General features: G+C 65.9%; 20 protein-coding genes. 12 read left to right on the plus strand and 8 right to left on the minus strand.

The genetic code is table 11. The features are described from left to right. Positions 1-2 precede the first annotated feature (2 nt). The 3 genes from rsmB to def are packed head-to-tail and all read right to left on the minus strand — an operon-like array spanning position 3 to position 2,816. Positions 3-1,316 carry a 16S rRNA (cytosine(967)-C(5))-methyltransferase RsmB gene (gene rsmB / locus N7333_RS05920; RefSeq protein WP_129482032.1) on the minus strand — a complete coding sequence of 438 codons (1,314 nt, stop codon included), beginning with the start codon at positions 1,314-1,316 and terminating at the stop codon, positions 3-5. Beyond that, positions 1,313-2,257 carry a methionyl-tRNA formyltransferase gene (gene fmt / locus N7333_RS05925; protein ID WP_129482031.1) on the minus strand — a complete coding sequence of 315 codons (945 nt, stop codon included), beginning with the start codon at positions 2,255-2,257 and terminating at the stop codon, positions 1,313-1,315. The genes rsmB and fmt overlap by 4 nt, the downstream gene beginning before the upstream one ends. A gap of 52 nt (positions 2,258-2,309) precedes the next feature. Then, positions 2,310-2,816 (minus strand): peptide deformylase, encoded by a 507-nt coding sequence (def, locus tag N7333_RS05930; protein ID WP_003242326.1) that lies wholly within the window; start codon positions 2,814-2,816, stop codon positions 2,310-2,312. Between the two features lie 153 nt (positions 2,817-2,969). Between def and N7333_RS05935 the strand changes: the two genes are divergently transcribed. The 3 genes from N7333_RS05935 (at position 2,970) to N7333_RS05945 (ending at position 5,824) form a co-directional block, all read left to right on the plus strand. Continuing rightward, positions 2,970-4,007 (plus strand): LysM peptidoglycan-binding domain-containing protein, encoded by a 1,038-nt coding sequence (locus N7333_RS05935; protein ID WP_003242328.1) that lies wholly within the window; start codon positions 2,970-2,972, stop codon positions 4,005-4,007. A gap of 86 nt (positions 4,008-4,093) precedes the next feature. Beyond that, positions 4,094-5,200 (plus strand): DNA-processing protein DprA, encoded by a 1,107-nt coding sequence (gene dprA, locus N7333_RS05940; protein ID WP_129482030.1) that lies wholly within the window; start codon positions 4,094-4,096, stop codon positions 5,198-5,200. Positions 5,201-5,266: 66 nt separating this feature from the next. Then, a complete protein-coding gene (locus tag N7333_RS05945) occupies positions 5,267-5,824 on the plus strand; it encodes a Sua5/YciO/YrdC/YwlC family protein (protein WP_129482029.1) in 558 nt (185 codons plus the stop codon). 50 nt (positions 5,825-5,874) lie between these two features. On the opposite strand, the gene N7333_RS05950 is transcribed toward N7333_RS05945, so the two are convergent. Further along, complete coding sequence (locus tag N7333_RS05950) at positions 5,875-6,852, minus strand: NADPH:quinone reductase (RefSeq protein WP_003242333.1); 978 nt, start codon at positions 6,850-6,852, stop codon at positions 5,875-5,877. 144 nt (positions 6,853-6,996) lie between these two features. On the opposite strand from N7333_RS05950, the gene hemF reads away from it, so the two are divergent. Together hemF and aroE are read left to right on the plus strand one after the other, a co-directional pair. After that, on the plus strand, positions 6,997-7,911 hold the full coding sequence (gene hemF / locus N7333_RS05955; protein ID WP_003242335.1) for an oxygen-dependent coproporphyrinogen oxidase: 915 nt from the start codon (positions 6,997-6,999) through the stop codon (positions 7,909-7,911). 107 nt (positions 7,912-8,018) lie between these two features. Next, positions 8,019-8,840, plus strand: coding sequence for a shikimate dehydrogenase (aroE, locus tag N7333_RS05960; protein ID WP_129482028.1), 822 nt, complete (start codon positions 8,019-8,021; stop codon positions 8,838-8,840). 6 nt (positions 8,841-8,846) lie between these two features. On the opposite strand, the gene dadR is transcribed toward aroE, so the two are convergent. After that, positions 8,847-9,335 carry a transcriptional regulator DadR gene (gene dadR / locus N7333_RS05965; protein ID WP_011920545.1) on the minus strand — a complete coding sequence of 163 codons (489 nt, stop codon included), beginning with the start codon at positions 9,333-9,335 and terminating at the stop codon, positions 8,847-8,849. Between the two features lie 157 nt (positions 9,336-9,492). On the opposite strand from dadR, the gene dadA reads away from it, so the two are divergent. From dadA to N7333_RS05995, 6 genes are all read left to right on the plus strand, one after another. Next, positions 9,493-10,791, plus strand: coding sequence for a D-amino acid dehydrogenase (gene dadA / locus N7333_RS05970; protein WP_003242341.1), 1,299 nt, complete (start codon positions 9,493-9,495; stop codon positions 10,789-10,791). Positions 10,792-10,828: 37 nt separating this feature from the next. Then, on the plus strand, positions 10,829-11,179 hold the full coding sequence (locus N7333_RS05975) for a RidA family protein (protein WP_129482027.1): 351 nt from the start codon (positions 10,829-10,831) through the stop codon (positions 11,177-11,179). Positions 11,180-11,322: 143 nt separating this feature from the next. Continuing rightward, positions 11,323-12,396, plus strand: a complete 1,074-nt coding sequence (gene alr, locus N7333_RS05980) for an alanine racemase (RefSeq protein WP_129482026.1) — start codon at positions 11,323-11,325, stop codon at positions 12,394-12,396. 103 nt (positions 12,397-12,499) lie between these two features. Then, positions 12,500-13,048, plus strand: coding sequence for a cupin domain-containing protein (locus N7333_RS05985; RefSeq protein WP_003242346.1), 549 nt, complete (start codon positions 12,500-12,502; stop codon positions 13,046-13,048). A 113-nt stretch (positions 13,049-13,161) separates the two neighbouring features. Beyond that, positions 13,162-13,581 (plus strand): c-type cytochrome, encoded by a 420-nt coding sequence (locus N7333_RS05990; protein WP_003242347.1) that lies wholly within the window; start codon positions 13,162-13,164, stop codon positions 13,579-13,581. A gap of 413 nt (positions 13,582-13,994) precedes the next feature. Continuing rightward, the gene (locus tag N7333_RS05995; protein WP_129482025.1) at positions 13,995-16,130 is read left to right on the plus strand and encodes an acetyl-CoA hydrolase/transferase C-terminal domain-containing protein; all 2,136 of its coding nucleotides are present in this window, start codon (positions 13,995-13,997) and stop codon (positions 16,128-16,130) included. Between the two features lie 60 nt (positions 16,131-16,190). On the opposite strand, the gene N7333_RS06000 is transcribed toward N7333_RS05995, so the two are convergent. From N7333_RS06000 to rep, 3 genes are all read right to left on the minus strand, one after another. After that, positions 16,191-16,763, minus strand: a complete 573-nt coding sequence (locus N7333_RS06000) for a xanthine phosphoribosyltransferase (protein ID WP_003242352.1) — start codon at positions 16,761-16,763, stop codon at positions 16,191-16,193. Between the two features lie 134 nt (positions 16,764-16,897). Further along, complete coding sequence (locus N7333_RS06005; protein WP_003242354.1) at positions 16,898-17,380, minus strand: UPF0158 family protein; 483 nt, start codon at positions 17,378-17,380, stop codon at positions 16,898-16,900. A 172-nt stretch (positions 17,381-17,552) separates the two neighbouring features. Next, positions 17,553-19,562 (minus strand): DNA helicase Rep, encoded by a 2,010-nt coding sequence (gene rep / locus N7333_RS06010; protein ID WP_129482024.1) that lies wholly within the window; start codon positions 19,560-19,562, stop codon positions 17,553-17,555. A gap of 270 nt (positions 19,563-19,832) precedes the next feature. On the opposite strand from rep, the gene N7333_RS06015 reads away from it, so the two are divergent. Beyond that, positions 19,833-21,506 (plus strand): bifunctional diguanylate cyclase/phosphodiesterase, encoded by a 1,674-nt coding sequence (locus N7333_RS06015; RefSeq protein ID WP_279858579.1) that lies wholly within the window; start codon positions 19,833-19,835, stop codon positions 21,504-21,506. The last annotated feature ends 2 nt before the right edge of the window (positions 21,507-21,508 follow it).

The raw sequence follows: 21,508 nt of genomic DNA on the forward strand, positions 1-21,508 counted from the left end.
CGTTAGCTGTGGCTGGGCACAGCGCTCTTTATCAGCTTGGCATAGTAGAAGCCGTCATGGCCGTCCAGCTGTGGCAGCAGCTGGCGACCGTGCGCCGCTTGCAGACCGAAGTCTCCACCGATGGCGACCTCCTGCGCGTCGGGCGTACGGGCGAGGAAGGCGGCGATGGTGTCGCTGTTTTCCGTCGGCAGTACCGAGCAGGTGGCGTAGAGCAGGATGCCGCCGGGCGCCAGGGTCGGCCACAGGGCATCGAGCAGTTCGCCTTGAAGTTGCGCCAGGGCGGGGATGTCTTCGGGTTTGCGCGTCAGCTTGATATCCGGATGACGGCGGATCACCCCGGTAGCCGAGCAGGGTGCATCGAGGAGGATGCGCTGGAATGGCGTGCCGTCCCACCAGACCTTGGTCGCACGGCCGTCGGCGGCGATCAGGCGCGCCTCCAGGCCGAGGCGCTGGAGATTCTCGCGTACACGGGCCAGGCGCTTTTCCTCCAGATCCACCGCGATCACTTCGGCCAGCGCCGGTTCGGCTTCCAGCAGGTGGCAGGTCTTGCCGCCGGGCGCGGCGCAGGCGTCCAGCACCCGTTGACCCGGGGCCAGCTCGAGCAGGTCGGCGGCCAGTTGCGCGGCCTCGTCCTGCACGCTGACGCGGCCTTCCCGGAAGCCGGGCAGTGCGGTCACGTCGCAGGGCTGCAGCAGGCGCACGCCGTCGCGGCTGAAGGTGCAGGGCTCGGCAGCAAAGCCGGCGCCGCGCAGCTCCTCGAGGTAGGCGTCGCGGCTGCCATGGCGGCGATTGACCCGCAGGATCAGCGGCGGATGGGCGTTGTTGGCGGCGCAGATGGCCTGCCAGTGTTCGGGCCAGTGCGCCTTGAGCGCCTTCTGTAGCCAGCGTGGGTGGGCGGTGTGCAGCACCGGGTCGCGATCCAGGGAAGCCGTCAGGGCTTCGTGCTCGCGTTGGGCACGGCGCAACACGGCGTTGAGCAGGCCCTTGGCCCAGGGCTTTTTCAGCGCGCCGGCGCAGCCGACTGTCTCGCCGATGGCGGCGTGCTCGGGGATGCGGCTGTGCAGCAACTGGTAGAGACCGATCAGCAGCAGCGCCTCGACATCCTTGTCGGCGGCCTTGAAGGGCTTTTCCAGCAGCTTGTCCGCCAGCAGTTGCAGACGCGGTTGCCAGCGTGCGGCGCCGAAGGCCAGGTCCTGCGCCAGGGCACGGTCGTGGTGTTCGACCTTGTCCAGTTGCGGCGGCAGGCTGCTGCCCAGCGAGGCCTTGCCGGACAGCACGGCGGTCAGGGCACGCGCCGCAGCCAGACGTGGATTCATTGACCGAGTACCAGGCCGGGCGCGAACTGCTCGCGGCGGCTGTTGTACAGATCGCTGAAGGCCAGCGGCTTGCCGCCTGGCAGCTGCAGGCGAGTCAGGCGCAGCGCGCCTTCACCGCAGGCCACGGTCAGGCCGTTCTTGTCCGCGGCGAGGATGGTGCCCGGCGCGCCGCTGCCCTCACCGAGTTCGGCGGCATGCACTTTCAGGGCATCGCCAGCCAGTGTCGTGTGGCAGATCGGCCAGGGATGAAAGGCGCGGATCAGACGCTCCAGCTCGACGGCCGGGCGGCTGAAGTCGAGGCGCGCCTCGTCCTTGTTCAGCTTGTGCGCGTAGTTGGCCTGGGCGTCGTCCTGCACTTCGCCGATCAGGGTGCCGGCGGCCAGGCCATCGACGGCCTGCAGCACCGCCTGCGGGCCGAGGTGAGCCAGGCGATCATGCAGGCTGCCGCCGGTGTCTTCTGCCGAGATCGGCGTGCTGACCTTGAGCAGCATCGGTCCGGTGTCCAGGCCCGCTTCCATCTGCATCACGGTGACGCCGGACTCGAGGTCGCCGGCCTGCACCGCGCGCTGGATCGGCGCCGCGCCGCGCCAGCGCGGCAGCAAGGAGGCGTGGCTGTTGATGCAGCCCAGGCGCGGCGTGTCGAGCACCACCTGCGGCAGGATCAGGCCGTAGGCGACCACCACCATCAGGTCTGGCTTGAGCGCCGCCAGCTCGGCCTGAGCCTCTTCATTGCGCAGACTGGCCGGCTGATGGACCGGAATGCCGTGTTCCACGGCGAGCTGCTTGACCGGGCTTGGCATCAGCTTCTGGCCACGGCCGGCCGGACGATCCGGCTGGGTGTAGACGGCGATGACCTCGTGCTGGCTGGCCAGCAGGGCCTTGAGGTGTTCGGCGGCGAATTCCGGGGTGCCGGCAAAGACGATACGCAATGAGTCAGGCATGAGGGCTCGCTAAAGAAAAAGGCTTGCCGTGGCAAGCCTTCTGGATGGGGCGTCAAGCGCGTTGGCGATGCTGTTTTTCCAGCTTCTTCTTGATCCGGTCGCGCTTGAGGTTGGACAGGTAGTCGACGAACAGCTTGCCGTTGAGGTGGTCGCATTCGTGCTGGATGCACACGGCGAGCAGGCCTTCGGCGATCAGTTCGAAGGGCTGGCCATCGCGGTCCAGCGCCTTGATCTTGACCTTCTGTGGGCGATCGACGTTCTCGTAGAAGCCGGGCACCGACAGGCAGCCTTCCTGATACTGGTCCATCTCGTCGGTCAGCGATTCGAACTCGGGGTTGATGAACACCCGCGGTTCGGACTTGTCCTCGGACAAATCCATGACCACCACGCGCTTGTGCACGTTGACCTGCGTCGCGGCCAGGCCGATACCGGGCGCGTCATACATGGTCTCGAACATGTCGTCGACCAGCTGACGGATGGAGTCGTCCACGACGTCCACCGGTTTGGCGATGGTACGCAGGCGTGGATCAGGAAATTCGAGGATATTCAGGATCGCCATATGCGTTTGTGATGCACTTGTGGAATAAAGTCAAAATCCGCTGCTAAGATGATGAACAGCATTGAAAAACGGCTTCACGCCGCGTAATCAGCGGGTTTGGCACGCGGCGCTAGGGCGCTTCACGTGAAGACACATAATAAAGGGATTCACCGTATGAGGAAATCACTACTCGCCCTGCTCTTTGCAGCTGGCGGACTGGCCCTGACCAGCTTGGCTCAGGCCGAAGTGCAACTCAAGGACGGTCACCCGGACCGCTACACCGTGGTCAAGGGCGATACCCTCTGGGACATTTCCGGCAAGTTCCTGCGTCAGCCGTGGAAGTGGCCGGAGATCTGGCACGCCAACCCACAGGTGGCCAACCCGCATCTGATCTACCCCGGGGACACTCTCAATCTCGTCTATGTCGACGGCCAGCCACGCCTGATGCTCAACCGCGGCGAGTCGCGCGGTACCATCAAGCTGTCGCCGCAGGTGCGCAGCACGCCGATGGCCGAGGCGATCCCGACCATTCCGCTGGAGGCGATCAACAGCTTCCTGCTGAGCAACCGGATCGTCGATACCCCCGAGGAATTCAGCGGCAAGCCTTACGTCGTTGCCGGCAACGCCGAGCGTGTGGTCAGTGGCGCCGGTGACCGCGTCTACGCTCGCGGCCAGTTCGACGAACAGCATCCGATCTACGGCATCTTCCGTCAGGGCAAGACCTACGTGGACCCGGAAACCAAGGAATTCCTCGGCATCAACGCCGATGACATCGGCTCCGGCGAGATCGTCGCCGAGGAAGGCGATATCGGTACGTTGGTGCTGAGCCGCTCGACTCAGGAAGTGCGCTTGGGTGACCGCCTGTTCCCCACCGAAGAGCGGGCGATCAACTCCACCTTCATGCCCAGCGAGCCGACGAGTGAAATCAATGGCCTGATCCTCGATGTACCGCGAGGTGTGACGCAGATCGGTCAGTTCGACGTGGTCACCCTGAACAAGGGCGCGCGCGACGGCCTTGAAATCGGTAACGTGCTGGCGGTGTACAAGACCGGCGAAACCGTGCGCGACCGCATCACTGGCGAGAGCGTGAAGATTCCGGATGAGCGCTCCGGCCTGCTGATGGTGTTCCGCACCTACGACAAGCTCAGCTACGGCCTGGTGCTTGGGGCGACCCGGCAGCTGGCGGTGATGGACAAGGTCCGCAACCCGTAATACCCGACGAGCCCCGCTATTGCGGGGCTCGTGCTTTCTGCCTGTGCCACCAGGACGGTGACACGCACGATCAAGGACGATCTGCCATGCCCCTACCTTCCTCGCCTTCTCCCGCCGAGCTTGAAGCCCGCCTGCGCCTGCATTTGCTGCCGGAGCTTGGCCCGCGGCGCTTTCGCAAGCTGCTCAGTGCCTTCGGCAGCGCTTCGGCCGCGCTCAGTGCTCCGGCCAGCGCCTGGCGCTCGCTGGGCCTGCCGGCCGTGTGCGCCGAGCCGCGACGCAGTGCCGAGATCCGGCAACGCGCCGCCGCGGCTATGCACTGGCTCGACCAGACAGATCAGCACCTGCTGATGTGGGATGACCCACGCTATCCGGCCCTGCTCGCCGAGCTGGCGGATGCGCCGCCGCTGCTGTTCGTGGGCGGAGACCCGCTGCTGCTGGAGGCACCGCAACTGGCCATGGTCGGAAGCCGCCGCGCCTCTCGGCCGGGTCTGGACAATGCGCACGCCTTCGCCCGCAGCCTGGCCGCCGGCGGTTTCGTGATCACCAGCGGGTTGGCCCTGGGCATAGATGGCGCCGCGCATCAGGGCGCGCTGGATGGTGGCGGCAAGACCGTGGCGGTGCTGGGTACCGGCCTGGAGTGCCTGTATCCGGCACGGCACAAGCGGCTGGCGGCGCAGATCATCGAGCAGGGCGGTGCTCTGGTTTCCGAACTGCCGCTGGACTGTCCGCCGCAGGCGAGCAACTTCCCGCGACGCAACCGGATCATCAGCGGCCTGTCACTGGGCGTGCTGGTGGTCGAGGCCAGTCCTTCCAGCGGTTCGCTGATCACCGCGCGTCTGGCTGCCGAGCAGGGTCGCGAGGTGTACGCCATTCCCGGCTCGATCCACCATCCAGGGGCGCGCGGCTGTCATCAGCTGATTCGCGACGGCGCGACGCTGGTGGAAAGTATCGAACATATCCTTGAGGCCCTGCGCGGCTGGCAGACACCAAGCGGACAGCAAGCTTCGGCTGTGCAGCCTGGCGCCGAGCAGCATCCCCTGCTGAAGCTGCTGCATGCCGCGCCACACAGTAGCGAGGCCTTGGCGCATAGCAGTGGCTGGCCACTCGCGCAGGTGCTGGCGGCGCTGACCGAACTGGAGCTGGACGGCCTGGTCTGCTGCGAGGCCGGGCGCTGGCTGGCGCGCGGTCCATAAGGGCCATGGCAGCCACTGTCTGGCTTGGATAGACTGCCGCCCATTCGAGTGGCGGGAGACAACCCAATGGCCAGCAACTGGCAGGTACAGCAAGCGGCGCGGGTGGTGTGTGAAGGCGGCGTGATCGCCTACCCCACCGAAGCGGTCTGGGGTCTGGGCTGCGACCCCTGGAACGAAGTCGCCGTGGACCGCCTGCTGGCTCTCAAGGAGCGGCCCGTGCACAAGGGCCTGATTCTGGTGGCCGACGACATCGAGCAGTTCGACTTTCTCCTCGATGATCTGCCGGAGATCTGGCAGGAGCGCCTGGCAGCCAGTTGGCCGGGGCCGAACACCTGGCTGGTGCCGCATCAGGACCGTCTGCCCGCATGGATCACCGGCGTGCACGACAGTGTGGCCCTGCGCGTCAGTGATCATCCGCTGGTACGTGCCCTCTGCCGGCTCACCGGACCGCTGATTTCCACCTCGGCCAATCCGGCAGGCCGCCCCGCGGCGCGCTCGCGGCTGCGCGTCGAGCAGTATTTCCCACGCCAACTGGACAAGGTGCTGGGCGGCGCCCTGGGCGGGCGCAAGAACCCCAGCCTGATTCGCGACCTGCGCACGGGCGATGTGATTCGCCCGTCCTGATCCTGCGCTGCGCAGGATGATTTACCTGCCGTAGGGTACGCAGGCCCGGTTCACGGCAGCAGAATGGTCGAGCCGGTGGTCTGCCGGGCGCTCAGCGCGTCCTGCGCGGCGGCGGCGTCCTTCAGCGCGTAACGGTTGCTGATCTCCACCTGCAGCTGGCCGCCGGCGATCATGCCGAACAGCTCGTCGGCCATGGTCTGCAGACGCTCGGGGGTATCGGCGTAGCCGGCCAGGGTCGGCCGGGTGACGTACAGCGAGCCCTTCTGCGCCAGGATGCCCAGGTTGACCCCGGTCACCGCACCGGAGGCGTTGCCGAAGCTGACCAGCAGGCCGCGCGGCGCCACGCAGTCCAGCGAGGTTTCCCAGGTGTCCTTGCCGACGCCGTCGTAGACCACCGGGCACTTCTTGCCGTCGGTCAGCTCCAGCACGCGCTGCACGACGTTCTCATGGCTGTAGTCGATGGTCGCCCAGGCGCCCTGCTCTTTTGCCCGCGCCGCCTTCTCGGCCGAACTGACCGTGCCGATCAGATTGACCCCCAGCGCCCGCGCCCACTGGCAGGCGAAGGAGCCGACGCCGCCCGCCGCGGCATGGAACAGAATGGTCTCGCCGCCCTTGAGCTCATAGGTCTGGCGCAGCAAGTACTGCACGGTCAGGCCCTTGAGCATCACCGCCGCGGCCTGCTCGAAGCTGATGGCCTCCGGCAGTCTGACCAGCTTGTCCGCCGGCAGCACGTGCAGCTCGCTGTAGGCGCCGAGCGGGCCGGTGGCATAGGCCACGCGGTCGCCGACGGCGAAGTTGCGCACCTCGCTGCCCACCGCCTCGACCACGCCAGCGCCTTCGGTACCCAGGCTGGAGGGCAGTGCCGGCGGGGCATACAGACCGCTGCGGAAATAGGTGTCGATGAAATTCAGGCCGATGGCGCGGTTGGCCACCCGCACTTCGCGCGGGCCGGGGGCCGCCGGCTGATAGTCGCGGTACTCCAGCACCTCGCTGCCGCCGTGCTGGCTGAACTGGATACGCTTGGCCATCTGGGATTCCTTCTGCTTGAGCCGCCGAGGGGCGGCGAAAGGGTCTATCCAAACGCCCTGATCGACCGCCGTCAACTGCGAAGGCGCGTCCGTGAGTGCTATGCTGCCCGCCGATTTCGATTCGCTCCCGCTCAAGGTGCCGCCGTGACTGACCGTACCGAGGCCGTGAAGGCCTATCTGCTCGACCTGCAAGATCGCATCTGCGCCGCCCTCGAGGCCGAGGACGGCCAGGCCCTGTTCCGTGAGGACGCCTGGCAGCGTCCGGCTGGCGGCGGCGGCCGCACGCGGGTGATCGAGAACGGCGCGCTGATCGAAAAGGGCGGGGTCAACTTCTCCCACGTGTTCGGTGACAGCCTGCCGCCCTCGGCCAGTGCCCATCGCCCCGAACTTGCCGGCCGCGGCTTCCAGGCCCTCGGCGTGTCGCTGGTGATCCATCCGGAGAATCCCTACGTGCCCACCTCGCACGCCAACGTGCGCTTCTTCAGCGCGGAGAAGGAAGGCGAGGAGCCGGTGTGGTGGTTCGGCGGTGGGTTCGACCTGACCCCCTACTACGCCAACGAGGACGATTGCCGCTACTGGCATCAGGTGGCCTTCGATGCCTGCGCGCCCTTTGGCGCCGAGGTCTATCCGAAATTCAAGGCCTGGTGCGACCGCTACTTCCACCTCAAGCACCGCGGCGAGCCGCGCGGCATCGGCGGGTTGTTCTTCGACGATCTCAACGAATGGGACTTCGACACCTGCTTCGCCTTCATGCGCGCGATCGGCGACGCCTACATCCAGGCCTACCTGCCGATCGTCCAGCGCCGCAAGCTGACTCCCTTCGGTGAGCGCGAGCGCGAGTTTCAGGCGTTCCGCCGCGGTCGCTATGTCGAGTTCAATCTGGTGTTCGACCGCGGCACCCTGTTCGGCCTGCAGTCCGGCGGGCGTACCGAGTCGATTCTGATGTCGCTGCCGCCGATGGTACGTTGGGGCTACGACTGGAAGCCCGAACCGGGCAGCGAGGAAGCGCGCCTGACCGAGTATTTTCTGACTGATCGTGACTGGCTTTCGGGGGCCTGATTCCGGGCCACGCAACCTGCGTAGGGTGCGCTGCGCGCGCCAGAGAGTATCCGGTGCGCATGGAGCACCCTACGAGAAAAGCCGGCAACTTCCTTCAAGGATCATCCATGGACCGCTACTGCGTCTTCGGCAACCCCATCGGCCACAGCAAATCGCCGCTGATCCACCGTCTGTTCGCCGAGCAGACCGGCCAGGCGCTGACCTACGAAGCGCGGCTGGCGCCGCTGGACGATTTCATCGGTGACGCGCGCGCCTTCTTCGCCGAGGGGCTGGGCGCCAACGTCACCGTACCGTTCAAGGAAGAGGCCTTTCGCCTGGCCGACGAGCTGAGCGAGCGCGCCCGTCGCGCCGGCGCGGTGAACACCCTGAAGAAACTGGAAGGCGGCCGCCTGCTCGGTGACAACACCGATGGTGCCGGATTGACCCGCGACCTGCAGGACAATGCCGGCTTCGCCCTGACCGGCAAGCGCATCCTCGTGCTCGGCGCCGGCGGCGCGGTGCGCGGCGTGCTCGAACCCTTCCTGGCGCAGAAGCCGGCCGTACTGGTGATCGCCAACCGCACCGTGGCCAAGGCCGAGCAGCTGGTGCGCGAATTCGCCGACCTCGGCCCGCTGGTCGCTGCCGGTTTCGACTGGCTCGACGCGCCGGTGGACCTGATCGTCAACGGCACCTCGGCCAGCCTCGGCGGCGAACTGCCGCCGATCGCACCGAGCCTGATCCAGCCGGGCCATACGCTTTGCTACGACATGATGTATGGCAAGGAGCCCACCGCCTTCAACCGCTGGGCCTTTGATCAGGGCGCGGCGCGCTGCCTGGATGGCCTCGGCATGCTGGTCGAGCAGGCCGCCGAAGCCTTCGAGCTATGGCGCGGCGTGCGCCCGAACACCGCGCCGGTGCTGGCCGAATTGCGCCGCCAGCTGGCGGGCTGAGGCGGCTCAATCCGGCACTGGCAGCGCCAGCGACTCCTTCACCTCTTCCATGACGATGTAGCTCTTCGACTCGCGCACGTGCGGCAGCTTGAGCAGGATGTCGCCGAGCAGCTTGCGGTAGCTGGCCATCTCGTTGATGCGCGCCTTCACCAGGTAGTCGAAGTCGCCGGACACCAGGTGGCATTCCAGCACGTGCGGCAGCTTGAGTACGGCGCGGCGGAATTCCTCGAAGGTGTCGCCGGACTTGTAGTCCAGGCTGATCTCGACGAACACCAGCAGGTTGGCCTTGAGCTGCTGCGGGTTGAGGCGGGCGTGGTAGCCCATGATGATGCCTTCGCGCTCCAGGCGGCGTACGCGCTCGGTGCAGGGCGTGGTGGACAGGCCCACGCGCTCGCCCAGTTCGGTAAAGCTGATGCGCCCGTCCTCCTGCAGGATGCGGAGGATGTTGCGGTCGATCTTGTCCAGTTCACGACGGCTTTGATGCTGGGTTCTCATGGGGAATCCGCCTCTGCAAAACGGCTTTTTGCCAAGAATTCTCGCCAAATATAGCTGTGTATATGGTGAAAAGCACTGCACGGCTCTCCCTATACTGCGCGCATCAACAACCCTGGTTCGTAACGTCCGTGCCTCAAGGCGCGGCGGGGAGAAAAGCATGCGTGTTCTGGTTCTCGGCAGTGGTGTCATCGGTACCGCCAGTGCGTACTACCTGGCCCGGCAGGGCCATGAGGTAGTGGTGGTCGATCGCCAGAACGGCCCGGCCCTGGAAACCAGCTTCGCCAATGCCGGCCAGGTGTCGCCCGGTTACGCTTCGCCCTGGGCCGCTCCGGGTGTGCCGCTGAAGGCCATCAAGTGGCTGCTGCAGAAGCATGCGCCGCTGGCGATCAAGGCCACCGGCGATGTCGATCAGTACCTGTGGATGGCGCAGATGCTGCGCAACTGCACCGCCGCCCGCTATGCGGTGAACAAGGAGCGCATGGTGCGTCTGTCCGAGTACAGCCGCGACTGCCTCGACGAGCTGCGTGCCGAAACCGGTATCGCCTATGAAGGTCGCCAGCTCGGCACCACCCAGCTGTTCCGCACCCAGGCCCAGGTCGACGCTGCCGCCAAGGACATCGCCGTGCTGGAAGCCTCCGGCGTGCCCTTCGAGCTGCTCGACCGTGACGCCATCGCCCGCGTCGAACCGGCCCTGGCCGGGGTCAAGCACAAGCTGGCCGGTGCCCTGCGCCTGCCCAACGATCAGACCGGCGACTGCCAGATGTTCACCACCAAGCTGGCGGACATGGCCAAGGCGCTCGGCGTCGAGTTCCGCTTCGGGCAGAACATCCAGCGTCTGGACGCCGTGGGCGACCGCCTCAATGGCGTGTGGATCGACGGCAAGCTGGAAACCGCCGACCGCTACGTGCTCGCCCTCGGCAGCTACAGCCCGCAGCTGCTCAAGCCGCTGGGCGTGCGCGCGCCGGTGTATCCGCTCAAGGGCTACTCGCTGACCGTGCCGATCACCAACGCCGAGATGGCGCCGACCTCGACCATCCTCGACGAGACCTACAAGGTGGCGATCACCCGTTTCGACAACCGCATCCGTGTCGGCGGCATGGCCGAGATCGCCGGTTTCGATCTGTCGCTCAACCCGCGTCGTCGCGAAACCCTGGAAATGATCACTGCCGATCTGTACCCGCAGGGCGGCGACCTGAGCCAGGCCGAGTTCTGGACCGGTCTGCGCCCGGCCACCCCGGACGGTACGCCGATCGTCGGTGCCACTGCCTACCGCAACCTGTTCCTCAACACCGGCCACGGCACCCTGGGCTGGACCATGGCCTGCGGCTCGGGCCGCCTGCTGGCCGATCTGATCGGCAGCAAGCGCCCGCAGATCAGCGCCGAGGGCCTGGATATCTCGCGCTACTCGGGCAAGAACCGCGAACTCGAGGCCGCGCCGCAGCCGCTGCGCACCTGATAGGCTGCGCGTCCCGTAATCGAAGGAGCTTTACCCTATGTCGATCCAGCGCCTGCATGTGGAAAAGCGCTACAGCGAAGTGGTAATCCACAACGGCACCGTCTACCTCGCCGGCCAGCTCGCCGACGACTACAGCGGCGACATCCGCCAGCAGACCCGCGAGACCCTGGCCAATATCGATCGCATGCTGGCCGAGGCCGGCAGCGACAAGAGCAAGATTCTTTCCGTGACCATCTACCTCAAGGACATGGACGCTCATTACGACGGCCTCAACGTCGAGTACGACGCCTGGATCGCCGAGGGTGCCGCGCCGGCACGTGCCTGCGTCGAGGCGAAGATGTACAAGCCCGAGGTGCTGGTGGAAATGATGGTGGTGGCTGCCCTGTAAGGTGAGCGCCCACCGGAGCGACGCCAAAAGTCGTTCCGGACTATTTTTTGTGTTGGCTTTTCGCCCGGCTGTCCCGCCGGGCATTTTTTTGACTGGCTACGCCAAACATCGCCCTTCAGCGAAGTATCGAGAGACCGCGAACCATGCGCCCTGCCCGTGCCCTGATCGACCTCGACGCGCTGCGTCACAACTACCAACTGGCCCGCGAACTGAGCGGCGCCCGCGCCCTGGCCGTGGTCAAGGCCGACGCCTACGGTCATGGCGCGGTACGCTGCGCCCAGGCTCTGCAGAGTGAGGCGGACGGCTTCGCCGCGGCCTGCATCGAAGAGGCCCTGGCCCTGCGCGAGGCCGGCATCCATGCGCCGATCCTGCTGCTCGAAGGCTTCTTCGAGGCGGACGAGCTGGCGCTGATCGACCAGCACGAACTCTGGTGCGTGGTGCATGCGCAGTGGCAGATCGAGGCCATCGAGCAGGCTCGCCTGAGCAGGCCGCTGACCCTCTGGCTCAAGCTGGATTCCGGCATGCACCGCGTCGGCCTGCACCCAGCCGAGTACCAGGAGGCCTATCGCCGTCTGCTGGCCAGCGGCAAGGTCGGCAAGATCGTGCTGATGAGCCACTTTGCCCGGGCCGACGAGCCCGAGTGCGAGCGCACCGTCGAGCAACTGGCGGTATTCCAGCAGGCCCGCCAGGGCCTGGCCGCCGAGGTCAGCCTGCGCAACTCGCCGGCCGTGCTCGGCTGGCCTGCGGTGCCGAGCGACTGGGTACGCCCCGGCATCATGCTGTACGGCGCCACCCCCTTCGAGCAGGCCCAGGAGCAGGCGGCGCGCCTGCAGCCGGTGATGACCCTGGAGTCCAAGGTCATCAGCGTGCGCGAACTGCCGGCCGGCGAGCCGGTGGGCTATGGTGCGCGCTTCGTCAGCGAGCGGCCGACCCGTGTCGGCGTGGTCGCCATGGGCTATGCCGACGGCTACCCGCGTCACGCCCCGACCGGCACGCCAGTGGCGGTGGATGGCCAGCTCACCCGGCTGATCGGTCGGGTATCGATGGACATGCTCACCGTGGATCTGACCGACCTGCCGCAGGCCGGCTTGGGCAGCCGCGTGGAGCTCTGGGGCAAGCAGGTGCTGGCTAGCGACGTGGCGATGGCTGCGGGCAGCATTCCCTACCAGATCTTCTGCAACCTGCGCCGGGCTCCGCTGCTCTATCTCGGGGGCTGAGATTGGCGGCTGTGGGCGAGCGTGAACGCCAGTGTTGTAAATTCCGAACGCTATGCCATGATACGGACACTTTTCCGCATCAATCCCAAGGGGGACACCAGCATTGGACGTCGGCGTTCGACTGCAATCGATCCGTAAGCTCAAAGGCCTTTCCCAGCGTGAACTCGCCAAGCGGGCGGGCGTCACCAACAGCACCATCTCGATGATCGAGAAGAACAGCGTAAGCCCCTCGATCAGTTCGCTGAAGAAGGTGCTCGGTGGCATTCCCATGTCGCTGGTGGAGTTCTTCTCCCTCGATCTGGAGCAGGAGAACCAGACCCAGGTGGTCTACCGGGCCTCCGAACTCACCGATATCTGCAGTGGCGCCATCACCATGAAGCTGATCGGCAAGGCGCATCCGAGCCGTGCCATCGCCTTCCTTGACGAGACCTATCCGGCAGGTGCCGATACCGGCGACGAGATGTATGCCCATGAGGGCGAAGAGGCGGGCATGCTGGTCGAAGGCAAGCTGGAGCTGACCGTCGGCAGCGAGGTGTTCGTGCTCGAGCCGGGCGACAGCTACTACTTCGAGAGCAGCAAGCCGCATCGCTTTCGCAACCCGTTCGACGAGCCGGCACGCTTGATCAGTGCCACCACGCCAGCGAACTTCTGATCAATAACCCTGCGACAATATGGGTTGTTTCGGCCGGGGCGGCTTGCCGTTATACTGTCGCCCGCTCGCGAATCCGTGGCCGCGGGCGTGACTAGCCACGAAGAGGGTGTACCGTGAATCTGATGAAGAAAATGCTGGCAGTACCGGCTGCCGTATTGGCCCTGTGGGCAGTGACTGCTCAGGCCACGACCGATGAAGCCATCGCCGAGCGCCTCAAGCCGGTGGGCGAAGTGTGCATCATGGGTGAAGAATGCAAGGGCGTCGGCGCCGTTGCCGTGGCCGCTGGCGGCGCACGCAGCACCGACGACATCATCGCCAAGCACTGCAACGCCTGCCATGCCGCCGGCGTGCTGGGCGCGCCGAAGATCGGCGACACCGCTGCCTGGAAAGAGCGTGCCGACCATCAGGGCGGCCTCGACGGCATCCTTGCCGCTGCCATCTCCGGCATCAACGCCATGCCGCCGAAAGGCACCTGCGCCGATTGCTCGGAAGACGAACTGCGCGACGCGATCAAGAAGATGTCCGGTCTGTAAGACCCGACGCTTCGCTGAAAAAACCGCCCTCTGGGCGGTTTTTTCGTTTAGAGCCTGCTCACGAGCTCGCGAGCTAGAGCCATACAAGGCGCAACGACCCACGGGAGTAACAGCCGAAGGCTGGCCCGAAGGGAGAGCGCCAGCGAATCAAATAGGCGAGGAACGCCCGGAGTCGCGCTCGACTTTACGAGCTGTAAATGAGCAGTACTCGCTTCGCTCGCCCCTCCGGGGCCGCACTAAAGTGCGTTAGCCGCAAGCGGCTTCCGACCGGGCTGGCGCTCCAGCCTGTTCTTAACGCAGTAGGGCCGACGCGCAGCAGATCGTGAGCAGGCTCTTAAGGCGATGGCATGCAACCATGCTGGTAGCCAGGCAGTCCAAGCATCATTCGTCAAGGATGCCGCGAGGAGCGCCAGATGCCGCACAGCTGTACCCTCGAACAAGCCGTCGATCATGTGCTCAGCGAGCTGGATGGGCCGATCCATCTCGGTCTGCCGCTTGGTCTGGGCAAGCCCAATCGCTGGGTCAATGCCCTGTACGCGCGGGTGCGCGAGATGCCCGAGCGGCAGCTGACGATCTACACCGCGCTGTGCCTGGGGCGGCCGCGGGCCGGGCAGGAGCTGCAGCGGCGTCTGCTCGACCCCTTCGTCGCGCGGGTCTACGGCGACTATCCCGAGCTGGACTTTCTCGCCGACCTGCACGCCGACAGCCTGCCGGCCAACGTGCGCGTGGAGCAGTTCTTCTTCCAGCCCGGCAGTCTGCTCGACTGCGAGCCGGCGCAGCAGGACTACATCAGCAGCAATTACAGCCACGTCGCCCGCGACCTCAATGCCAAGGGTCTGAACCTGGTGGCCCAGCTGGTGGCTGGCGATGACCAGCGGCCGGAGCATTTCAGCCTGAGCTGCAACCCGGACGTGACCCTCGACCTGCTGCCGTTGCTGCAGCGCCGCCGCGCCGCTGGCGAGAAGGTGCTCAGCGTCGCCCAGATTCACCACGACCTGCCCTACATGGCAGGCGACGCCCAGCTGCCGCGCGACACCTTCGACATCCACATCGTCGAGGACGAGCGGACCACGCTGTTCTCCACGCCGAACATGCCGGTGACGACCCAGGATCATTGCATCGGCCTGTTCGCCAGCACCCTGGTGCGCGACGGCGGCACGCTGCAGATCGGCATCGGTGCGATGGGCGACGCCCTGGCGGCGGCGCTGATCGCCAGGCAAGCCGACAATGCCCGCTACCGTGCGGTGCTGCAGGCGTTGCGCGGCGGCGAGGGCTGGGCCGGGGAAATCGCCGCCAACGGTGGCCTGGCGCCGCTCGAACAGGGGCTATACGGCTGCAGCGAGATGTTCGTCAACGGTTTGCTGGCATTGGCCGAGGCCGGCCTGCTGCGGCGTGCGGTCTATCCGGACCTGCGTCTGCAACGCCTGGCCCTGGCGGGCGCGCTGGATGCCTCGGGGCGCCCGCACAGCGTGCAGGCGCTGGCCGATGCCGGGTTGCCGGCGCGGCTGCAGCCTGGCGATCTTGGCTGGCTGTCTGGCAGCGGGTTGCTGCAGGGCGACCTGCAACTGGAGGAAGGCTGGCTGTATCTGCCGGATGGCAGCCGAACCGTGGCGGATCTGAGCGATCCGCAGACCCAGGTCTGTCTGGCGCCCTACCTGGGCGCGGCGCAGGGCGGCGTGGTGCTGCACGGCGGCTTCTTTCTCGGCCCGGGGGCCTTCTATAGCCGCCTGCGCGAACTGGATGACGCCGCGCGACAGCGCTTCGCCATGACCGGTATCCGCTACATCAACGAGCTGTACGGCCAGGAAGAGCTCAAGCGCCTGCAGCGCCGCGACGCGCGCTTCATCAATACGGTCTTCACCATGACCCTGCTCGGTGCGGGCGTCGCCGACCAGCTCGAGGACGGCCGGGTGCTCAGCGGCGTGGGTGGTCAGTACAACTTCGTCGCCCAGGCTCATGCGCTGGAGGGCGCGCGCTCCATCCTGCTGCTGCGCAGCTGGCGCGAGTCCGGCGGCCAGGTCAGTTCCAACATCGTCTGGGACTATGGCCACGCCACCATTCCGCGGCACCTGCGCGACATGGTGGTGACCGAATACGGCATCGCTGATCTGCGCGGCAAGACCGATGCCCAGGTGATCGAGGCGCTGCTCGCCATCAGCGACTCGCGCTTCCAGCCCGAGCTGATCGCCCAGGCCCAGCAGGCGGGCAAGCTGGCGGCCGATTTCCGCCTGGATGCGCGCTTCAGCAACAACCTGCCGGAGCGGCTGGACAAGGTGCGTGCGGACTTTCCCGCGCTGTTTCCCGAGTACCCGCTGGGCAGTGATTTCAGCAGCGTGGAGGCCGATCTGGTGCGCGCGCTGGGCTGGCTCAAGAGCAAGCTGCACCTGAGCGAGGCGCTCGAGCTGGGCAAGGCCACGCTCGATGCGCCTGAGCCGCTCGCCTATGCCGAACATCTGCGGCGCATGGGCCTGGAGGCGCCGGACGGCGTGCGCGAAACCCTCTACCAGCGGCTGTTGCTGGCGGGCCTGCAGGCCACCGCCTCGGCGTAGGCTTGCTTGGCTGCCCTGGTCATGCTGAGCGCCGGGGCAGCGATGTGCATCGACAGGCGCTCAGTCGAGAAAACGTACCTGGCCGTTTTCCAGCGCCGCGACCCGGGCCAGCGACTCGACGCGGTAGCCTTCGCTCTCCAGCAGGTTGCGGCCTTCCTGGAAGGATTTCTCGATGACGATGCCGATGCCGGCCACCTGGGCGCCGGCCTGCTGGATCAGGTCGATCAGCGCCTTGGCGGCGTGACCGTTGGCGAGGAAGTCGTCGATCACCAGCACCTTGTCGGCAGCGGTCAGGTGACGGGCGGAAATGGCGATGGTGCTTTCGGTCTGTTTGGTGAAGGAGAACACCTTGGAGATCAGCAGGTCGTCCTTGAGCGTCAGCGACTGGAACTTGCGCGCGAAGATCACCGGGATGCCCAGCTCGAGGCCGGCCATCACCGCCGGGGCGATGCCGGAGGCCTCGATGGTGACGATCTTGGTGATGCCCTGGCCGGCGAAGCGCTGGGCGAACTCGTGACCGATCTGCTGCATCAGCGCCGGATCGATCTGGTGGTTGAGGAAGGCGTCGACCTTCAGCACCTGATCGGAAAGGACGATGCCTTCGCTGAGTATCTTCTGTTTCAAGGATTCCATGGCGCTTCCCCGGCCGGCTGAAAGCGGCGGATTTTCGCTCAAAACGCCCGGCAATGTGTAGTGATACCTAAGGCTGCCCGACAGTCGTAGGCATCTGATCGGTCGGACAGGTTATCCGGGCCGGCGGGACCCGGTCAGGCGCTCTTGGTCAGACGGCGCAGGATGTCCTTGGGAATGCCGCGCGTATCCAGGGGCAGCTTGTCCGGCGCTGGCTCCAGGCCCAGTTCGTAGAGCCAGTTGAGCGCAAATTCGCGCAGTTGCTTGAGCTCGAAGGCCTGCCATTGCTCACGCAGCGCCGGAAAGGCCTCGATCTCGTAGTCGAACGAGCGCAGCGGCTTGCGGCCGGTCAGCGCGGCACTGAGCAGGGGATGGGCATGCACATCGTCGAGGGTGAACAGGAAGGACTCGCGCATGGCCACGCGCTGCGGCACGTCGAGGTTGGGTATGCGCGTATAGCGATCCGGCTCGAGTTCCACTTGCTGGCGCTCCTCGCTGTACTGGTCTTCTGCAGGCAGGGTCAGGACCTTGCCGCTTTCCAGATCCAGCCAGTTTTCCTGCTGTTCGCGGCCGTTGATCAGTCGAGTCAGGGCATCAATGTCGAGCGTGAATGTGCGCATGGTTCCAGCCCCTGTTTCTGAACGATGTCTTCTTCTGACTGGCAAATACGACGAGGGTGCCAGCGGCATTGGAGTGGTGGGCCGAAGCCCACCGACCAGCGACCATACACCAGCGCGGTAGGGTGGGCCGGGTGGCGATCCGCTTTGGCCCACCAGACAGCAAGAGCCGGTTTCAGCGCTTGAGTAGCGCGCGCATGTTGGCCAGGGCGTCGTTGCCGCGCGCGGCCTTCACTTCCACCGGCGCTTCCTCCAGGCCTTCCCACACCAGATCTTCCGGCGGCAGCTCGTCGAGGAAACGGCTCGGCGAGCAGTCGATCACCTCGCCGTACTGCTTGCGCTTGGCGGCGAAGGTCAGGGTCAGGTTGCGTTTGGCGCGGGTGATGCCGACATAGGCCAGGCGCCGCTCTTCCTCGATGGTGTCGGCCTCGATGCTGGAGCGGTGCGGGAGGATCTCCTCCTCGAAGCCGATGATGTACACCGAGGGGAACTCCAGGCCCTTGGAGGCGTGCATGGTCATCATCTGCACGCCCTCGGCGCCTTCTTCCTCCTCCTGCTGGCGCTCGAGCATGTCGCGCAGCACCAGTTTGCCGATGGCGTCCTCGATGGTCATGTCGCCGTCTTCGTCGCGCTCCAGGGTGTTCTTCAGCGCGTCGACGAGGAACCAGACGTTGCCCATGCGCGCGTCGGCCACCTTGTCGCTGGAGGCGTTCTGCCGCAGCCAGTTCTCGTAATCGATGTCCATGACCATGCTGCGGATGGCGGCGATCGGGTCGTTCTGCGCGCACTCCTGGCGCACGCGGTCCATCCAGCGGGTGAAGCGCTGCAGGCGCTCGGTGAAGCGCGCGTCGAGGTGTTCGCCGAGGCCGATCTCGCCAGCCGCGGCGTACATGCTGATCTTGCGCTCGCTGGCATAGTTGCCGAGCTTTTCCAGGGTGGTCGAGCCGATCTCGCGGCGCGGCACGTTGATCACGCGCAGGAAGGCGTTGTCGTCGTCCGGGTTGACCAGCAGGCGGAAGTAGCTCATCAGGTCCTTCACCTCCTGGCGGGCGAAGAAGCTGGTGCCCCCGGAGAGGCGATAGGGAATCTGGTGGTGCTGCAGCTTCAGCTCCATCAGCTTGGCCTGGTAGTTGCCGCGGTAGAGGATGGCGAAGTCGCTGTAGGGGCGCTGGGTGCGCAGGTGCTCGGTGAGGATTTCCAGCGCCACCCGCTCGCACTCGGCCTCCTCGTTGCGCGTGCGGATCACGCGAATCTCGTCGCCATGGCCCATCTCCGACCACAGCTGCTTCTCGAACACGTGGGGGTTGTTGGCGATGAGGATGTTGGCGCACTTGAGGATGCGGCTGGTGGAGCGGTAGTTCTGCTCCAGCATCACCACCTTCAGCGACGGATAGTCCTCTTTGAGCAGCATCAGGTTTTCCGGGCGCGCGCCGCGCCAGGCGTAGATCGACTGGTCGTCGTCACCGACCACGGTGAACTGGTTGCGCATGCCCACCAGCATCTTCACCAGCAGGTACTGGCTGGCGTTGGTGTCCTGGTATTCGTCCACCAGCAGGTAGCGGATGCGGTTCTGCCACTTCTCGAGGATGTCGGGGTGCTCCTGGAAGAGCTTGACCGGCAGCAGGATAAGGTCGTTGAAGTCCACCGCGTTGTACGCCTTGAGCGTGCGCTGGTAGTGCAGGTAGACGATGGCCGCGGTCTGCTCCTTGGGCCCGCGCGCCTTGGCCAGCGCCTCGTCGGGCAGGATCAGGTCGTTCTTCCAGCTGTCGATGAGGTTCTTCACCTCGTCGGCCCCGTCGTCGCCGGCGTATTCCTTCTGCATGATGTCGGTGAGCAGCGCCTTGATGTCGCCGTCGTCGAAGATCGAGAAACCGGGCTTGTAGCCCAGGCGCGCGTACTCCTTGCGGATGATGTTCATGCCCAGGTTGTGGAAGGTGGACACGGTCAGCCCGCGCGCCTCGCTGCCGCGCAGCAGGGTGCCGACGCGCTCCTTCATCTCGCGCGCGGCCTTGTTGGTGAAGGTCATGGCGACGATGTGTCGCGCCTGGATGCCGCAGTTCTGCACCAGATGGGCAATCTTGCGGGTGATCACGCTGGTCTTGCCGGAGCCTGCACCGGCGAGCACCAGAAGTGGGCCGCCGACGTAGTTCACGGCCTCTTGTTGCCGGGGATTCAGTCGGGACATGGGATCGATCACTGGGAAAAGGCCGCGCATTTTAACAGGCCTGGCCGCTTGTGCCGCGACCGTCCGGAACTGTGGCCTGGTGCACGTATTTGATGGGCGGCGCGCTTGGTTATTCAGCCGATTGCAGTACTCTGGTGGCACTTGCCGGTTTTTTGGCTATACCTCAGGATGTGCTCTACCTTTCACACGGATGTGGTTGATTAGACGTCGATTACGACGCGCTCAGGCGACGCGATTCGCCATCACTTCAGTGTTGTTGGGGGAGGTTGCTTGTCCACGCTCGTCGAACCCTCGCGGTTAGTCCTGCTGGCGGATACGTCCGATTGGGCCGAATTGTTGCGCGAGCAACTCAGCGCCCTGGGCAGCCCATCTCCGCTGATCACGGCGCCGTCCTGGGCGGCTGCCAGCACGCTGTTCGACGACCACGCCAGCGGCTTGTTGCTGACCACCGCCGATCGCCTTCCCGACCCTCATCAATGCCCCTTGCCGATCGTCCTGCTGCTCGACGAGGAACCCGTCGAAGAGCCCAGCGGCGTCAGTGACTGGCTGGTGCGCGGCAGCCTCAACCTCGACGTGCTGCGCCGCTGCCTGCGCTACGTGCGCGAGCAGGGCAATCTGCGTCAGACCCTGCAGCGCCTGGCCGAGCAGGACCCGCTGACCGGCATCGCCAACCGTCAGGGTTTCCAGACCCTGCTCGCCGCGCGCCTGGCCGAATGCAACGGTCGCGGCCTGGTGCTCGGCCATCTCGATCTGGACAACTTCCGCCACGCCAACGACGCCCTCGGCTATCAGGCTGGTGATCGCCTGATCCTGCAGGTGGTGGCGCGCCTGAAGAGCCTGCTGCAGCCCTGCGATCAGATCGCCCGCCTGGGCAGCGACGAATTCGCCCTGCTGCTCGATGTGCGCCGCGATCCGCTGCGGGTCGAGAGCCTGGCCGAGCGCATCACCGAGGTGCTGGCCGAGCCCTACTGGGTCGATGGCGAGAGCCTGCTGATCGGTTGCAGCCTGGGCCTGGCCCATGCCCGTGCGGGCGAGGGGGCCGATCCCTTGCTGTGGCACGCGCACATCGCCATGCAGCAGGCCAAGAGTCAGCAGGGCTGCGTGTTCCATGTCTACGACGAGCGCCTCAACCGCAGTGCGCGCAGTCAGGCCGATCTGGAAGGCGAGCTGCGCCGCGCCCTGCGCCGCGACGAACTGGAGCTGCATTATCAACCGCGCCTGTGCCTGCAGAGCGGGCGCATCGTCGGCCTGGAGGCGCTGGTGCGCTGGCAGCACGGCGAGCGAGGCCTGCTCTCGCCCAACGAATTCGTGCCGCTGGCCGAGGAAACGGGGCTGATCGTGCCGCTCGGCTACTGGGTCATCTCCCGCGCCCTGCGCGACATGCAGTGGCTGCGCGGGCGTGGCCTGCCGGCCCTGCACATGGCGATCAACCTGTCGTTCCGCCAGTTCCAGGACAGTCAGCTGCTGCCGACCCTCAGCCGCCTGATCGAGGAGCGCGGGGTGGATGCGCAGTGGCTGGAGTTCGAACTGACCGAGACCGCGGTGATGCGGCGCAGCGATCAGGTGCAGCAGACCATGCTGGCCCTGGGGCGGCTGGGCGTGCGTTTTTCGCTGGACGACTTCGGCACCGGCTTCTCTTCCTTCGTCCATCTCAACAGCCTGCCCATCACCCTGTTGAAGATCGATCGCAGTTTCGTCGGCGGCATGGGCGCGCGCGCCGAGAATCGCCAGTTGGTGCGGGCGATGATCAACCTGGCGCACAACCTCAATCTGGAAGTGGTGGCCGAAGGGGTGGAAAACATCGAGCAACTGGACATGCTGCGCCAGTTCGGTTGCGATCAGGTTCAGGGCTACCTGATCAGCAAGGCCGTGCCGCTGGCCGAGCTGGCGCGTTTCCTGGTGTTCGGTCAGCGCCAGCCGCTGCTGGCGGTAACGCCGTCCTGACA

It is taken from the genome of Pseudomonas sp. GD04158, assembly GCF_029834875.1.
GTDB lineage: Bacteria > Pseudomonadota > Gammaproteobacteria > Pseudomonadales > Pseudomonadaceae > Aquipseudomonas > Aquipseudomonas hydrolytica.

What these genes read in the sequence shown, in the direction of transcription:
- rsmB (WP_129482032.1), bottom strand. Translation starts at nt 1,316, where the DNA reads ATGAATCCACGTCTGGCTGCGGCGCGTGCCCTGACCGCCGTGCTGTCC.
- fmt (WP_129482031.1), bottom strand. Translation starts at nt 2,257, where the DNA reads ATGCCTGACTCATTGCGTATCGTCTTTGCCGGCACCCCGGAATTCGCC.
- def (WP_003242326.1), bottom strand. Translation starts at nt 2,816, where the DNA reads ATGGCGATCCTGAATATCCTCGAATTTCCTGATCCACGCCTGCGTACC.
- N7333_RS05935 (WP_003242328.1), top strand. Translation starts at nt 2,970, where the DNA reads ATGAGGAAATCACTACTCGCCCTGCTCTTTGCAGCTGGCGGACTGGCC.
- dprA (WP_129482030.1), top strand. Translation starts at nt 4,094, where the DNA reads ATGCCCCTACCTTCCTCGCCTTCTCCCGCCGAGCTTGAAGCCCGCCTG.
- N7333_RS05945 (WP_129482029.1), top strand. Translation starts at nt 5,267, where the DNA reads ATGGCCAGCAACTGGCAGGTACAGCAAGCGGCGCGGGTGGTGTGTGAA.
- N7333_RS05950 (WP_003242333.1), bottom strand. Translation starts at nt 6,852, where the DNA reads ATGGCCAAGCGTATCCAGTTCAGCCAGCACGGCGGCAGCGAGGTGCTG.
- aroE (WP_129482028.1), top strand. Translation starts at nt 8,019, where the DNA reads ATGGACCGCTACTGCGTCTTCGGCAACCCCATCGGCCACAGCAAATCG.
- dadR (WP_011920545.1), bottom strand. Translation starts at nt 9,335, where the DNA reads ATGAGAACCCAGCATCAAAGCCGTCGTGAACTGGACAAGATCGACCGC.
- dadA (WP_003242341.1), top strand. Translation starts at nt 9,493, where the DNA reads ATGCGTGTTCTGGTTCTCGGCAGTGGTGTCATCGGTACCGCCAGTGCG.
- N7333_RS05975 (WP_129482027.1), top strand. Translation starts at nt 10,829, where the DNA reads ATGTCGATCCAGCGCCTGCATGTGGAAAAGCGCTACAGCGAAGTGGTA.
- alr (WP_129482026.1), top strand. Translation starts at nt 11,323, where the DNA reads ATGCGCCCTGCCCGTGCCCTGATCGACCTCGACGCGCTGCGTCACAAC.
- N7333_RS05995 (WP_129482025.1), top strand. Translation starts at nt 13,995, where the DNA reads ATGCCGCACAGCTGTACCCTCGAACAAGCCGTCGATCATGTGCTCAGC.
- N7333_RS06000 (WP_003242352.1), bottom strand. Translation starts at nt 16,763, where the DNA reads ATGGAATCCTTGAAACAGAAGATACTCAGCGAAGGCATCGTCCTTTCC.
- N7333_RS06005 (WP_003242354.1), bottom strand. Translation starts at nt 17,380, where the DNA reads ATGCGCACATTCACGCTCGACATTGATGCCCTGACTCGACTGATCAAC.
- rep (WP_129482024.1), bottom strand. Translation starts at nt 19,562, where the DNA reads ATGTCCCGACTGAATCCCCGGCAACAAGAGGCCGTGAACTACGTCGGC.